This is a genomic window from Salmonella sp. SA15303 (assembly GCF_029962125.1).
Lineage (GTDB): Bacteria > Pseudomonadota > Gammaproteobacteria > Enterobacterales > Enterobacteriaceae > Salmonella > Salmonella enterica.
The window spans coordinates 2,209,049-2,221,210 of record NZ_CP123924.1 but is presented as its reverse complement, the minus strand read 5'-3'; the positions used below and the strand labels follow the sequence as shown (position 1 = coordinate 2,221,210).

Genomic DNA, 12,162 nt, shown 5'->3' with positions numbered 1-12,162 from the left:
TTAACCAACTAATTTTAATAGGGTGTCGACACGGTTAAAACCGATTTTTTCAGCAAGCAACGAGACAGGAGAAATAATATGGCCGAACATCGTGGTGGTTCAGGAAATTTCGCCGAGAATCGTGAAAAAGCATCTGAAGCGGGCCGCAAAGGCGGTCAGCATAGCGGCGGGAATTTCAAAAACGATCCGCAACGAGCTTCTGAAGCCGGTAAAAAAGGTGGTCAGAATAGTCACGGCGGACGTAAATCCGATAATTCCTGATTTACTGTAATGTAAATATAACACATGCTTTTATCAAGCAATCTGCGAGTCTTCTGGCTCGCAGTATTTTGCCCAGGAGAATTAGATTTATGAATATCAAAACCGTTGAAGACCTTTTTATCCATCTACTTTCAGATACCTATAGTGCAGAAAAACAATTAACCAAGGCTCTTCCTAAACTTGCCAGAGCCACGTCCAATGAAAAATTAAGCCAGGCCTTTCAATCTCATCTTGAAGAAACCCAGGGTCAGATTGAACGTATTGATCAGATCGTCGAATCTGAATCTGGCATTAAACTGAAAAGAATGAAATGCGTCGCTATGGAAGGGCTGATTGAAGAAGCCAATGAAGTCATCGAAAGTACGGAGAAAAACGAAGTACGCGATGCAGCGCTTATCGCCGCGGCGCAAAAAGTCGAGCATTACGAAATCGCCAGCTACGGCACGCTAGCCACCCTGGCCGAGCAGCTCGGCTATAGCAAAGCATTAAAACTGCTCAAAGAAACCCTCGACGAGGAAAAACAAACTGATTTAAAACTTACCGATTTAGCAGTCAGCAATGTTAATAAAAGTGCTGAACGCAAATCGAAATAATATTTTTAATTATCAGCTTGCATGATTCCGATTTTATTATCGGAGCAGATTATCACGCATTGAGGAATGTAAAATGAATTATACTGAACATTATCATGACTGGCTTCGTGACGCCCATGCCATGGAAAAACAGGCAGAATCGATGCTTGAATCTATGGCCAGCCGTATTGAAAATTATCCTGATATAAAAGCCAGAATTGAACAACATATTAGTGAAACCAAACATCAAATTACCATGCTCGAAGAAGTGTTGGACCGTAATGGCATTTCCCGTTCGGTGTTGAAAGACTCCATGAGTAAAATGGCAGCAATGGGGCAATCTATCGGTGGCATGTTCCCTTCCGATGAAATTGTCAAAGGTTCAATTAGCGGTTATGTTTTCGAGCAGTTCGAAATTGCTTGTTATACCTCCCTGCTGGCGGCGGCAAAAAAAGCTGGCGACACTGCCTCAATTCCGACGATTGAAGCCATTCTGAAAGAAGAAATGCAAATGGCTGACTGGCTTATCAAACATATTCCGCAGACAACGGAACAATTTTTACTGCGATCTGAAGCAGATGGCGTTGAAGCCAAAAAATAAATAATAAGCAGGAGGCAATATGTTTCGACACGTAAAACAACTTCAATATACTGTGCGAGTGAGCGAACCTAATCCTGGATTAGCGAACCTGCTGCTGGAACAGTTTGGCGGCCCGCAGGGCGAACTGGCGGCCGCCTGCCGCTACTTCACGCAAGGTTTAAGCGATGATGATGCCGGTCGTAGAGAAATGTTAATGGACATCGCCACCGAGGAGCTGAGTCATCTGGAAATTATCGGCTCACTGGTAGGAATGCTTAATAAAGGCGCTAAAGGCGAGCTGGCGGAAGGTACCGAAAACGAAGCGGAACTTTATCGCTCGCTGACGCAGAATGGTAATGATAGCCATATCACCTCTCTGCTGTATGGCGGCGGCCCGGCGTTGACAAACTCCGGCGGCGTACCGTGGACCGCGGCTTATATTGATACTATCGGCGAAGTCACAGCCGATCTACGCTCAAACATCGCGGCAGAGGCGCGAGCGAAGATCATTTATGAACGCCTGATTAATCTGACCGACGATCCTGGCGTAAAAGACACACTCAGTTTCTTAATGACCCGTGAAGTCGCGCACCAGCTCTCTTTTGAAAAGGCGCTGTATTCGATTCGTAACAACTTCCCGCCGGGTAAATTACCGCCGGTAGAACAGTATACCGACGTGTACTACAACATGTCGCAAGGCGACGATCCGCGAGGTAGCTGGAATAGCGATGAGAACTTCAACTATGTCGCAGAACCGATGCCTGCTGTTGATGGCGGCGATGGCCTGGCGACAGTGAAATTGCCGCGCGAGCAGATGGCGCTGCTCAAAGCGATGGCAGAAAGAACGAAATCGGACCCCACCGTTGATCCTCTCACTGGCGCAGAACTAGGCTGCGGCGAACCGAAAGAAGACAAGTGAGTTCCGACAAGTAAAATCCGTGTGTCATGTCCTTTTTTGACCCCGCCTGGCGGGGTCTTTTTTCGTCACAACATCACGCGATTAGAAACGATAGCCTGCCGAGAACATAAATACCCATGGGTCCAGACGCACGCTGTCATGATGCTGAACGCCGCCCATTTTATAATTGGCGGTAGTATCAATATCCATGTACCAGACAGAGGCGCCAATTAACCAGTCGCGGTTAATCAGGTAATCTACCCCAACTTGCCCTGCCGCGCCCCAGGAATCCTTAAAGCTCAGATCGGACAGCCCGGCATTTTTACCATTATCGTTAAAGTCGTTATCGAAGAAGGTGGTGTAGTTCACCCCCACGCCGACATAAGGACGCACTTTGCTGCTGGAATCGCCGAAGTACCACTGCGCCATTAACGTTGGCGGTAACAGGTGGACCGTGGCGATATCGCCCGTCGCGCCCGTACCCACCTTATGGCGGAACGGCGTAGCCGCCAGCAATTCAACCCCGATATTGTCCGTCGCCATGTAAGTGAATGTCAGGCCGAGTTGCGTGTTATTACTCACATCAAACCCGTTTAAATGCCCCAGCGTACCACCCGCCCCTTCTGTAGGTCTGACGGTTGCCGGACCTGCACGCATAAAGAATTCTCCGGCTTCGTGCGCGAACGCGCTGCCTGAGAGAAGAGTTGTTAACGCCAGTGCCGCCACTGTAAATTTTTTCATACCCGCTCCATCGTTATGGTTATAAAAGCGTGATGAATATACCCACAATGAAGTAATAAGTGATCTAATACAGATCACATTTGTTCTTATAATTTAACATTTATTGATCCAGATTAATTTAGAACTTGTATTGAAAATCCTGGTTATAGGAATTCAGATCAATTTTGACATATTCACGCTATGCAAATATTTGTCTGCTCCTGTTGCCCTGGCGATAAAGGCTGGCTAAGGTAATCAATGTCCCGCAATGGCGCGTGGCGTTAAGATTCGCGAACACTGCGGGACAGATTAATTTCCGTTGTAATCTATTGATACGTTAGTTTTTTGCAGGTGAATCATGAGCGTTCTTAACCCATGCATGACATGCGGTGCCTGTTGTGCCTATTTTCGTGTCTCCTTTTATTGGGCTGAAGGCGACGATGCCAGCGGACGCGTTCCGGCGTCATTAACCGAGCCTGTTACCCCTTTTTTACGTTGTATGGCCGGTACCAACCAAAAACAGCCGCACTGTAAAGCGCTAATTGGCACGCCGGGTGAAAACGTCAGTTGCGCTATTTATGAAAACCGCCCTTCAACCTGTCGCGAATTTTCGATATCGGGCGAAGGAGGCGAAGTGAATGAGGCGTGTAATCGCGCCCGCGCGCGATACGGATTACCGCCGCTTTACAAAGATATGCTTTTCCATACAACTGCTGATGCTGCCACTGTAGAGTTATCCAGGGTACAATTGCCCGCAAATTAACACCTGCAAAACTCAAGGAGAGTGCATGTCTATCACGGCGAAGTCCGTTTACCGTGACGCCGGAAATTTTTTCCGAAATCAATTTATTACTATCTTGCTGGTTTCGTTGCTGTGCGCATTTATCACGGTGGTCTTAGGTCATGCCTTTTCACCCAGCGATGCGCAAATCGCGCAACTCAGTGAAGGAGAACATCTGGCAGGCAGCGCTGGCCTGTTTGAGCTGGTACAAAATATGACGCCGGAGCAGCAACAGATCCTGTTGCGCGCCTCTGCCGCCTCGACGTTTTCCGGGCTTATCGGCAACGCTATTCTGGCCGGCGGTATCATCCTGATGATTCAGTTAGTTTCAGCGGGACATCGGGTTAGCGCGCTGCGCGCTATCGGCGCCAGCGCCCCTGCATTGCCTAAACTGTTTATTCTTATTTTTCTGACTACCCTGTTAGTGCAAATCGGTATAATGCTGATTGTCGTTCCGGGGATTATTATGGCCATTGTGCTGGCGCTTGCGCCAGTGATGTTGGTTGAAGAGAAAATGGGCGTGTTTGCCGCAATGCGCAGCAGTATGCGTTTAGCCTGGGCTAACATGAGACTGGTCGCGCCCGCGGTGATAGGCTGGTTACTGGCTAAAACATTGCTATTGCTGTTCGCGCCCAGCTTCGCTGTACTGACCCCAAATGTAGGCGCTGTACTGGCGAATACGTTGAGCAATCTGATTTCCGCAGTATTGCTTATCTACTTATTCCGCCTGTATATGTTGATTCGCCAATAATCCGCAATGCGCCGTTACGCGGCGCATTCGACGCTCGTTGATGATGGAATCGAAGAATGAAGCAGTTTCTGGATTTTTTACCGCTGGTTGTCTTTTTTGCGTTTTATAAACTTTATGACATCTATGCGGCGACCTCCGCACTGATTGTCGCGACGGCAATCGTGCTGATTTATAGCTGGGTGCGCTATCGGAAAATAGAGAAGATGGCGCTGATTACCTTTGTTCTGGTTGCCGTCTTCGGCGGTCTGACGCTCTTCTTCCATAACGATGAATTTATTAAATGGAAGGTGACGGTTATTTATGCGCTGTTCGCCGGCGCGCTGTTAATAAGCCAGTGGGTGATGAAAAAACCGTTAATTCAACGTATGTTAGGTAAAGAACTGGCGTTGCCGCAGCAGGTCTGGTCAAAGCTGAACCTGGCGTGGGCGCTGTTTTTTATTGCGTGCGGTCTGGCTAACATTTATATCGCCTTCTGGTTGCCGCAAAATATCTGGGTCAACTTTAAGGTCTTTGGACTCACGGCGCTGACGCTCATTTTTACCCTGCTGAGCGGCGTCTATATCTACCGGCATCTGCCACAGGAAGATAAATCATAACCCTCCCGTGACTTATCATCGCCAGACTGCGAACGCCTGGCGATATTTTCTCCGCCTTTACGCCCTGCGCTTTCCCGTCAGTACCTTTATTCCCACTATTCTCCACACAAAATTCATAGTAGCATCGCGGCTGTAATTTTTTCTGATAGTCGGTTTTACAATGACAACAATGGATAATACTCCTCAGGGCGAGCTGGTTTTACGTACATTGGCCATGCCTGCCGATACCAATGCGAACGGCGATATTTTTGGCGGCTGGCTGATGTCGCAAATGGATATTGGCGGCGCGATACTGGCCAAAGAGATCGCGCACGGTCGGGTTGTAACCGTACGCGTGGAAGGAATGACATTTCTGCGCCCCGTCGCGGTTGGCGATGTCGTATGCTGCTACGCGCGCTGCGTTAAACGCGGTACGACGTCTATTAGCATAAATATTGAAGTCTGGGTGAAAAAAGTCGCGTCAGAACCGATTGGGCAGCGCTACAAGGCCACCGAGGCGCTGTTTATTTATGTTGCCGTCGATCCGGACGGTAAACCTCGCCCGCTCCCGGTTCAGGGTTAAGTATACCCGCTTACGCCGCCAGCAGGTGATGGTATATTCCTGGCTGGCGGCGCCAGAGATTACTCAATCTGCGCCGTACCGTTCAGACGGAAGATAATATTGACCACCAGCCCGGAACCCGGCTTGCCTGCTTCATAGCGCCATTTTCGCATCGCATTCTTAACTTCACGCTCAAACATATTGGCTGGCTGCGCGGATAGAATCTGTACATTTTCCACTCGCCCAGCAGAGGTCACGTCAAACTTCACCTTTACGCGGCCTTCAATACGTAACGCCTGTGCTCGCGCCGGATACTGCGGCTGGTTACGGCTCAGAGCGCGAGGTCCAGTGGGCACGCTCACCGCGGGCTTGCTGGTCGCCGATGCGGTGCTGCTTGTTGGCCGCACCGGGGCGCTATTTTCAAACGGTGAGGCAGGACGCGGCGCGGCTGGTTTGACTTCGCGCTTCGGCTGCTCTTCAACCTTTTTCACCGGTTTCGGTTTTGGCTTGGGTTTTGGCTTAGGTTTGGGTTTCTCAATCACCACGGGCGCTTCTTTAGGCGGTTCAGGGATCGGCTCTGGCTCCGGTTCGGGTTCGGGTTCAACCACCGGCTCCGGCGGCGGCTGAACCGCCTGGGGCGGCTCCAGGTCAGCGGGTGAAACCATTGTCACCGTGATAGGCTGCGCTGGCGCAGGCAATTCAATAACCTGATGTACCGAGGTATAGAGCAAACCTGCCACTACAGCACCATGAATGCCTACGGAAAGGAGTGTCGGCCAGGGAAAGCGACGAGGTAAATCAAGGGTCATTGAAGTCATAATCGTTTCAGTTGAAAAACCAGAGCTGAATTTTAAATGCAAATAGCAATCATATTCAATAAGGCATTGCCGATAGCGGCATTTAAAAGATGATATCGCACAAAAACACCACACAAAATGTGCATGTTTAACAAAGTCGGTATCTTTACATTGCAGTTAAATGCCCTTTCCAATAACGTAATCAGCAACTTTTACCGATTAAGGAGCTCTACCCGTGCTGTATGTTATTTACGCTCAGGACAATGCCAACTCGCTTGAAAAACGCCTCTCGGTACGGCCCGCGCATCTGGCGCGCCTGCAACTTCTGCATGATGAAGGGCGATTATTAACTGCCGGGCCGATGCCCGCAGTGGACAGTAACGATCCTGGGGTAGCCGGATTTACCGGGTCAACGGTGATTGCTGAATTTGAATCTTTAGAAGCAGCGCAATCCTGGGCTGATGCGGACCCCTACGTCGCCGCGGGCGTCTATGCGCAGGTTTCGGTCAAACCGTATAAGAAGATCTTTTGAAAAGGATGGCCTGTTGGGCACCGCATACGGTGCCCTTTCTGGCTCACACACCGTGAATCGCAAAGAGTAATGAATTACGCTGACGATTAAAGATGCATTTCCTGATGGTATGGATACGCATATTACGGCGTGATTGCCCTTCAAGCCAACGCGCTTTACGGCGGCTCGCCTGACGTAGCATTCGCCAGCGCCCCACTTCCGTTCTACTACGCTTCATGTTTACGACTCTCACTGTAACAGAAGCGCCATTATACCCCCTCGCCGGATGCAGACCAGCGCTTTTCCCGTGTTTTTATTTGCCATGTGAATCCTGACGCGTAAACTCTTAACAACACGCTTTCTAAAGGATTTTTAAAGTTATGACAACCTTCTACACCGTGGTGAGTTGGCTGGTCATTTTGGGATACTGGGTTCTCATTGCCGGCGTCACATTACGTATTCTAATGAAACGGCGCGCAGTTCCCTCCGCAATGGCCTGGTTGTTAATCATCTATATCCTTCCGCTGGTCGGGATCATCGCCTATTTGTCCGTGGGCGAATTGCATTTAGGCAAACGTCGCGCCGAGCGTGCCCGCGCCATGTGGCCGTCTACCGCCAAATGGTTGAATGACCTCAAAGCCTGCAAACACATTTTCGCGCAAGAAAACAGTAGCGTCGCATCGTCCTTGTTTAAGCTGTGCGAACGACGTCAGGGGATTGCGGGCGTCAAAGGCAACCAGTTGCAATTGCTTACCGACTCCGATGATGTCATGCAGGCGCTTATTCGCGATATCCAACTGGCGCGGCATAATATCGAAATGGTGTTTTACATCTGGCAGCCAGGCGGCATGGCGGATCAGGTCGCTGAATCGCTAATGGCCGCCGCCCGCCGCGGCATCCATTGCCGGCTTATGCTGGACTCCGCGGGTAGCGTCGCTTTCTTCCGCAGCCCCTGGGCGGCCATGATGCGTAACGCTGGCATTGAAGTCGTAGAGGCGCTGAAGGTGAATCTGATGCGCGTCTTTTTACGCCGTATGGATCTTCGCCAGCACCGTAAAATGGTGATGATTGACAATTACATCGCCTATACCGGCAGTATGAATATGGTGGACCCGCGTTTTTTCAAACAGGATGCCGGCGTTGGACAATGGGTCGATTTGATGGCGCGGATGGAGGGGCCCGTGGCGACAGCAATGGGGATTGTTTACTCCTGCGATTGGGAAATCGAGACGGGTAAACGCATTCTGCCTCCCCCGCCGGATGTGAATATTATGCCGTTTGAGCAGGCCAGCGGGCATACCATTCATACCATTGCTTCCGGTCCTGGATTTCCGGAAGATCTCATTCACCAGGCACTATTAACCGCCACCTATGCTGCGCGCGAATATTTAATTATGACCACGCCATATTTCGTCCCCAGCGACGATCTGCTGCACGCTATTTGTACCGCTGCGCAGCGCGGCGTGGATGTCAGTATTATCCTGCCCCGTAAAAATGATTCACTGCTCGTCGGCTGGGCCAGTCGCGCCTTTTTTAGCGAGTTACTGGCGGCGGGCGTGAAAATCTATCAGTTCGAAGGCGGGCTGTTACATACCAAAAGCGTGCTGGTCGATGGCGAACTGAGCCTGGTCGGTACCGTGAATCTCGACATGCGTAGCCTGTGGCTTAATTTCGAGATTACGCTGGTCATTGATGATACGGGTTTCGGCGCCGATCTGGCTGCGGTACAGGACGATTATATTTCGCGCTCCCGCCTGTTAGATGCACGTTTGTGGGTAAAACGTCCGTTATGGCAGCGTATTACCGAGCGATTGTTTTACTTCTTTAGTCCATTGCTGTAAAACGTGACCAACATGAGTAAACAGGTAGTCACTATGGAAATGGATCTGAACAATCGCCTGACTGAAGACGAAACGCTTGAGCAGGCTTACGATATTTTTCTTGAGCTGGCGGCGGATAATCTTGATCCGGCTGATATCATTCTGTTCAATTTGCAATTCGAGGAGCGCGGCGGCGCGGAGTTGTTTGATCCCGCTGAAGACTGGCAAGAGCACATCGATTTTGACCTGAATCCAGACTTTTTTGCCGAGGTGGTAATTGGCCTGGCGGATACCGAAGACGGCGAAATTAACGACATTTTTGCCCGCGTTCTGCTGTGCCGGGAAAAGGACCACAAGCTGTGCCATATTCTCTGGCGCGAATAAGCGGTTCAGGCCGGATGGCGTCTGATTGCGCCCTCCGGCAAGCCTGTTTAATCCGGTAGCTTACTGCCGCATCGGTTACAATATTGCGCGCTATGTTCATGCTGGCTTTGCTGGCACTGCGGACATTTTCGCTGCCAGTGACGTTTTTGAAACGCGCTGCTCATGTGCGTGGTAATCAGTCCTGTAGGAATCGCAATCACCGAATAGCCAATCAAAATAAGCACCGACGCGACAATACGTCCCAGCGGCGTATGCGGCGTAATATCACCGTACCCCACGGTTGTGACTGTCACTATCGCCCAATACACCGAGGCATTAAGCGTCGTGAAGCCATATTTCGGTCCTTCAATAAGATACATCAGGGCACCGAAAATAATCATCACGATCGCAATAAATGAATAGAACAGAATAAGCTGATGACGCGCGCTAATAATGGCGCTCCAGAATACCCGCAGCGATGGCATAAAGCGTAGCAGTTTAAGAATACGCAGCACGCGAATCGCTCGCATAGCGCGCCAGGCAAACATATAGTTCAGGCTAATTTCCGGCCACAGCCACATGACGTACAGCGGCAAAATCGTCACCAGATCAATAAATCCCCAGAAACTAAAAACGTATTTTGCCGGTTCGGGCCAGCTAAACAGTCTGAGCAAGTATTCACCGGTAAATATCAGGGTAACGCAGAGCTCCAGCCAGACAAAAATATGCCATTCATCAAATGTCAGGTGATATTCCGTTCCTACGCCTGATTCAACAAAAATGACCAGTACGCTAAGCAGCGCAAACAGCGCGCATAACCCTTCAAAACGGCGACCTGAGCGCGTAGTCAAATCGAACAGATTATGATAAAGACGACGGCGAACCGACGACAAAGAAAGTGACACGGTAACCTCACCTAAAAGAAGGGCTGACGAATTGTCAGCCCTTGCGATTATAACGGGTCTACTTTAAGGCAGGAAACGGCATGGCGAAAACTCCCTTCCAGCACCGGTCGCGTTTGCGCGCATTCTGGCCCGGCTATCGGACAGCGTGTACGGAACACGCAGCCGGAAGGCGGGTTAATGGGCGAAGGTAATTCGCCCTCCAGCAATTGTATCTTCTTATTTCGCTCCAGATCGGGATCGGGAATCGGTACCGCCGACATCAGCGCTTTGGTATAAGGATGCAGTGGATTATGGTACACCTCATCATAGGTGCCCAATTCTACTGCATGACCGAGATACATCACCAGGACACGATCGGATATGTGCTTTACGACCGCCAGATCGTGCGCAATAAAAATCAACGACAGCCCCATCTCTCGCTGTAACTGCTGGAGCAAATTCACCACCTGCGCCTGAATAGAAACGTCCAGCGCCGACACCGGCTCATCGCAAATAATGAGCTTAGGTTCCAGGATCAATGCCCGGGCGATACCGATGCGCTGGCACTGCCCCCCGGAAAATTCATGGGGATAACGGTTGATGAGGTTCGGCAACAGCCCCACTTTCAGCATCATGGCTTTCACGCGGTCACGCACGTCCTGGCGCGAAAGTTTAGGATGATAAGTGCGCAGCGGTTCAGCGATAATTTCGCCAATCGTCATTCGCGGGTTGAGTGACGCCAGCGGGTCCTGGAAAATCATCTGGATATCGCTGCGCACCTCGCGCCACTCATCCGCTTTCATGCCCAGCAGATCTTTTCCCAGCCAGGCGACTTTACCATCTGTCGCCTTCACCAGACCAATAATCGCGCGCGCAAACGTCGACTTGCCGCAGCCGGATTCGCCCACCACGCCCAGCGTTTCGCCTTCATACAGGCGTAGCGTAACGCCGTCCACCGCTTTCAGGGTTTTCGGCGGTTGCCAGAACCACTGCTTCCCTTCTTTGATATCAAAATGTACTTTCAGATCGGCGATTTCGAGGAGAACTTTACGTTGTTCAATCACAGCATTCATAGCAGTTCCTCCACCGGTTTAAAACAGGCGCGCAAGCGACCAGGACTAAACGCTTCAAGTGGCGGCGCATTATTGCAGATCTCCATCGCATGAGGACAACGCGGCTGGAACGGACAACCTTTAGGCAAACGCAATAAATTGGGAGGATTGCCCGGAATCGTCAGCATTTCCGCCCCCTCGCTATCCAGACGCGGCACCGCATTAAGCAGGCCTATCGAATACGGATGAACGGGCTGATAAAAGACATCGCGCGCCTTACCGTATTCCATGGTACGCCCGGCATACATTACCAGGACCTTATCGCAAATACCCGCGACCACGCCCAGATCGTGGGTAATCATGATAATGGCGGTATTAAATTCGCGCTTTAGCTCATTAAGCAAGGTCATAATCTGCGCCTGCACGGTAACATCAAGCGCGGTGGTAGGCTCATCGGCAATAAGCAGTTTCGGCCTGCACAACAGCGCCATCGCAATCATCACACGTTGACGCATTCCGCCGGAAAATTCGTGCGGGTACATTTTCATCCGTTTGCGCGCTTCCGGCATTTTTACGGCATCCAGCATTCTGACGGACTCTTCAAAAGCTTCCGCTTTGCTCATCCCTTTATGCAGCATCAGGACTTCCATTAACTGCTCCCCAACGCGCATATAAGGATTTAGCGAGGTCATCGGGTCCTGAAAAATCATCGAAATCTGTTCTGCGCGCAGCGTATTCAGTTCGCGCTCAGGTAGATTAAGAATTTCACGTCCGTTGAAGGTCGCGGAACCGCCGATTCGACCATTCGTCGCCAGCAGTCCCATTAATGCGAACGCCGTTTGCGATTTCCCCGATCCAGACTCGCCAACAATACCTAACGTTTCTCCAGCGCGAAGCGTAAAGTTCAGATCGTTGACCGCCGTCACATCGCCATCAGGCGTAGCGAACGTAACACGAAGATCGTTTACCTCCAGCAGTACATTCGCCGGTTGCGGCGCCTGAGTTGCGGTTTCTGATAAGCTCATGGCTGTACTC

At 50.6% G+C, this 12,162-nt stretch carries 17 protein-coding genes; 11 read left to right on the top strand and 6 right to left on the bottom strand.

Translation table 11 applies throughout. The annotated features are described in order from the left end of the window. Positions 1 to 78 precede the first annotated feature (78 nt). From QEN31_RS10880 to QEN31_RS10865, 4 genes are all read left to right on the top strand, one after another. The gene (locus QEN31_RS10880; protein ID WP_000807657.1) at positions 79 to 261 is read left to right on the top strand and encodes a general stress protein; all 183 of its coding nucleotides are present in this window, start codon (positions 79 to 81) and stop codon (positions 259 to 261) included. Between the two features lie 89 nt (positions 262 to 350). Then, the gene (locus QEN31_RS10875; RefSeq protein ID WP_001022822.1) at positions 351 to 854 is read left to right on the top strand and encodes a YciE/YciF ferroxidase family protein; all 504 of its coding nucleotides are present in this window, start codon (positions 351 to 353) and stop codon (positions 852 to 854) included. Positions 855 to 927: 73 nt separating this feature from the next. Continuing rightward, complete coding sequence (locus QEN31_RS10870) at positions 928 to 1,434, top strand: ferritin-like domain-containing protein (protein WP_001109977.1); 507 nt, start codon at positions 928 to 930, stop codon at positions 1,432 to 1,434. A gap of 19 nt (positions 1,435 to 1,453) precedes the next feature. Continuing rightward, positions 1,454 to 2,332, top strand: coding sequence for a manganese catalase family protein (locus QEN31_RS10865; protein ID WP_000488349.1), 879 nt, complete (start codon positions 1,454 to 1,456; stop codon positions 2,330 to 2,332). A gap of 81 nt (positions 2,333 to 2,413) precedes the next feature. On the opposite strand, the gene ompW is transcribed toward QEN31_RS10865, so the two are convergent. After that, positions 2,414 to 3,052 (bottom strand): outer membrane protein OmpW, encoded by a 639-nt coding sequence (ompW, locus tag QEN31_RS10860; protein ID WP_000714799.1) that lies wholly within the window; start codon positions 3,050 to 3,052, stop codon positions 2,414 to 2,416. Between the two features lie 337 nt (positions 3,053 to 3,389). Here ompW and QEN31_RS10855 point away from each other — a divergent pair, with 337 nt between their 5' ends. The 4 genes from QEN31_RS10855 (at position 3,390) to yciA (ending at position 5,721) form a co-directional block, all read left to right on the top strand. After that, entirely contained in the window at positions 3,390 to 3,794 is a 405-nt protein-coding gene (locus QEN31_RS10855) for a YkgJ family cysteine cluster protein (protein WP_000114955.1), read from the top strand. Between the two features lie 25 nt (positions 3,795 to 3,819). Then, entirely contained in the window at positions 3,820 to 4,563 is a 744-nt protein-coding gene (locus QEN31_RS10850; RefSeq protein WP_000028507.1) for a YciC family protein, read from the top strand. Between the two features lie 56 nt (positions 4,564 to 4,619). Further along, complete coding sequence (locus QEN31_RS10845) at positions 4,620 to 5,159, top strand: septation protein A (RefSeq protein WP_000808682.1); 540 nt, start codon at positions 4,620 to 4,622, stop codon at positions 5,157 to 5,159. A 160-nt stretch (positions 5,160 to 5,319) separates the two neighbouring features. Then, the gene (gene yciA, locus QEN31_RS10840; RefSeq protein ID WP_000210317.1) at positions 5,320 to 5,721 is read left to right on the top strand and encodes an acyl-CoA thioester hydrolase YciA; all 402 of its coding nucleotides are present in this window, start codon (positions 5,320 to 5,322) and stop codon (positions 5,719 to 5,721) included. 59 nt (positions 5,722 to 5,780) lie between these two features. On the opposite strand, the gene tonB is transcribed toward yciA, so the two are convergent. After that, positions 5,781 to 6,509 carry a TonB system transport protein TonB gene (gene tonB, locus QEN31_RS10835; RefSeq protein WP_001520573.1) on the bottom strand — a complete coding sequence of 243 codons (729 nt, stop codon included), beginning with the start codon at positions 6,507 to 6,509 and terminating at the stop codon, positions 5,781 to 5,783. Positions 6,510 to 6,732: 223 nt separating this feature from the next. Here tonB and QEN31_RS10830 point away from each other — a divergent pair, with 223 nt between their 5' ends. Beyond that, the gene (locus tag QEN31_RS10830) at positions 6,733 to 7,029 is read left to right on the top strand and encodes a YciI family protein (RefSeq protein ID WP_000967605.1); all 297 of its coding nucleotides are present in this window, start codon (positions 6,733 to 6,735) and stop codon (positions 7,027 to 7,029) included. Between the two features lie 43 nt (positions 7,030 to 7,072). On the opposite strand, the gene QEN31_RS10825 is transcribed toward QEN31_RS10830, so the two are convergent. Beyond that, entirely contained in the window at positions 7,073 to 7,246 is a 174-nt protein-coding gene (locus QEN31_RS10825) for a YciY family protein (protein WP_001531561.1), read from the bottom strand. 142 nt (positions 7,247 to 7,388) lie between these two features. Here QEN31_RS10825 and cls point away from each other — a divergent pair, with 142 nt between their 5' ends. Together cls and QEN31_RS10815 are read left to right on the top strand one after the other, a co-directional pair. Further along, a complete protein-coding gene (cls, locus tag QEN31_RS10820; RefSeq protein ID WP_000206886.1) occupies positions 7,389 to 8,849 on the top strand; it encodes a cardiolipin synthase in 1,461 nt (486 codons plus the stop codon). A 33-nt stretch (positions 8,850 to 8,882) separates the two neighbouring features. After that, positions 8,883 to 9,212: an HI1450 family dsDNA-mimic protein gene (locus tag QEN31_RS10815; protein ID WP_000425069.1), complete on the top strand. Its 330-nt coding sequence runs from the start codon at positions 8,883 to 8,885 to the stop codon at positions 9,210 to 9,212. Between the two features lie 47 nt (positions 9,213 to 9,259). On the opposite strand, the gene QEN31_RS10810 is transcribed toward QEN31_RS10815, so the two are convergent. Genes QEN31_RS10810 through QEN31_RS10800 form a run of 3 tightly spaced genes read right to left on the bottom strand, consistent with a single transcriptional unit; the run spans position 9,260 to position 12,152 of the window. Next, on the bottom strand, positions 9,260 to 10,096 hold the full coding sequence (locus tag QEN31_RS10810; protein ID WP_000059074.1) for an ion transporter: 837 nt from the start codon (positions 10,094 to 10,096) through the stop codon (positions 9,260 to 9,262). 47 nt (positions 10,097 to 10,143) lie between these two features. Beyond that, positions 10,144 to 11,148 (bottom strand): murein tripeptide/oligopeptide ABC transporter ATP-binding protein OppF, encoded by a 1,005-nt coding sequence (oppF, locus tag QEN31_RS10805; RefSeq protein ID WP_000994696.1) that lies wholly within the window; start codon positions 11,146 to 11,148, stop codon positions 10,144 to 10,146. Next, entirely contained in the window at positions 11,145 to 12,152 is a 1,008-nt protein-coding gene (locus QEN31_RS10800; RefSeq protein ID WP_000058857.1) for an ABC transporter ATP-binding protein, read from the bottom strand. Before QEN31_RS10800 ends, oppF begins: the two co-directional genes overlap by 4 nt. Between the last annotated feature and the right edge of the window lie 10 nt (positions 12,153 to 12,162).

Bases quoted from the DNA above. Each gene is read 5' to 3' on its own strand.
- oppF (WP_000994696.1), bottom strand. From the start codon at position 11,148: ATGAATGCTGTGATTGAACAACGTAAAGTTCTCCTCGAAATCGCCGAT.
- QEN31_RS10800 (WP_000058857.1), bottom strand. From the start codon at position 12,152: ATGAGCTTATCAGAAACCGCAACTCAGGCGCCGCAACCGGCGAATGTA.
- QEN31_RS10815 (WP_000425069.1), top strand. From the start codon at position 8,883: ATGGAAATGGATCTGAACAATCGCCTGACTGAAGACGAAACGCTTGAG.
- QEN31_RS10865 (WP_000488349.1), top strand. From the start codon at position 1,454: ATGTTTCGACACGTAAAACAACTTCAATATACTGTGCGAGTGAGCGAA.
- QEN31_RS10850 (WP_000028507.1), top strand. From the start codon at position 3,820: ATGTCTATCACGGCGAAGTCCGTTTACCGTGACGCCGGAAATTTTTTC.
- QEN31_RS10825 (WP_001531561.1), bottom strand. From the start codon at position 7,246: ATGAAGCGTAGTAGAACGGAAGTGGGGCGCTGGCGAATGCTACGTCAG.
- tonB (WP_001520573.1), bottom strand. From the start codon at position 6,509: ATGACCCTTGATTTACCTCGTCGCTTTCCCTGGCCGACACTCCTTTCC.
- QEN31_RS10845 (WP_000808682.1), top strand. From the start codon at position 4,620: ATGAAGCAGTTTCTGGATTTTTTACCGCTGGTTGTCTTTTTTGCGTTT.
- ompW (WP_000714799.1), bottom strand. From the start codon at position 3,052: ATGAAAAAATTTACAGTGGCGGCACTGGCGTTAACAACTCTTCTCTCA.
- QEN31_RS10855 (WP_000114955.1), top strand. From the start codon at position 3,390: ATGAGCGTTCTTAACCCATGCATGACATGCGGTGCCTGTTGTGCCTAT.
- QEN31_RS10870 (WP_001109977.1), top strand. From the start codon at position 928: ATGAATTATACTGAACATTATCATGACTGGCTTCGTGACGCCCATGCC.
- QEN31_RS10880 (WP_000807657.1), top strand. From the start codon at position 79: ATGGCCGAACATCGTGGTGGTTCAGGAAATTTCGCCGAGAATCGTGAA.
- yciA (WP_000210317.1), top strand. From the start codon at position 5,320: ATGACAACAATGGATAATACTCCTCAGGGCGAGCTGGTTTTACGTACA.
- QEN31_RS10875 (WP_001022822.1), top strand. From the start codon at position 351: ATGAATATCAAAACCGTTGAAGACCTTTTTATCCATCTACTTTCAGAT.
- cls (WP_000206886.1), top strand. From the start codon at position 7,389: ATGACAACCTTCTACACCGTGGTGAGTTGGCTGGTCATTTTGGGATAC.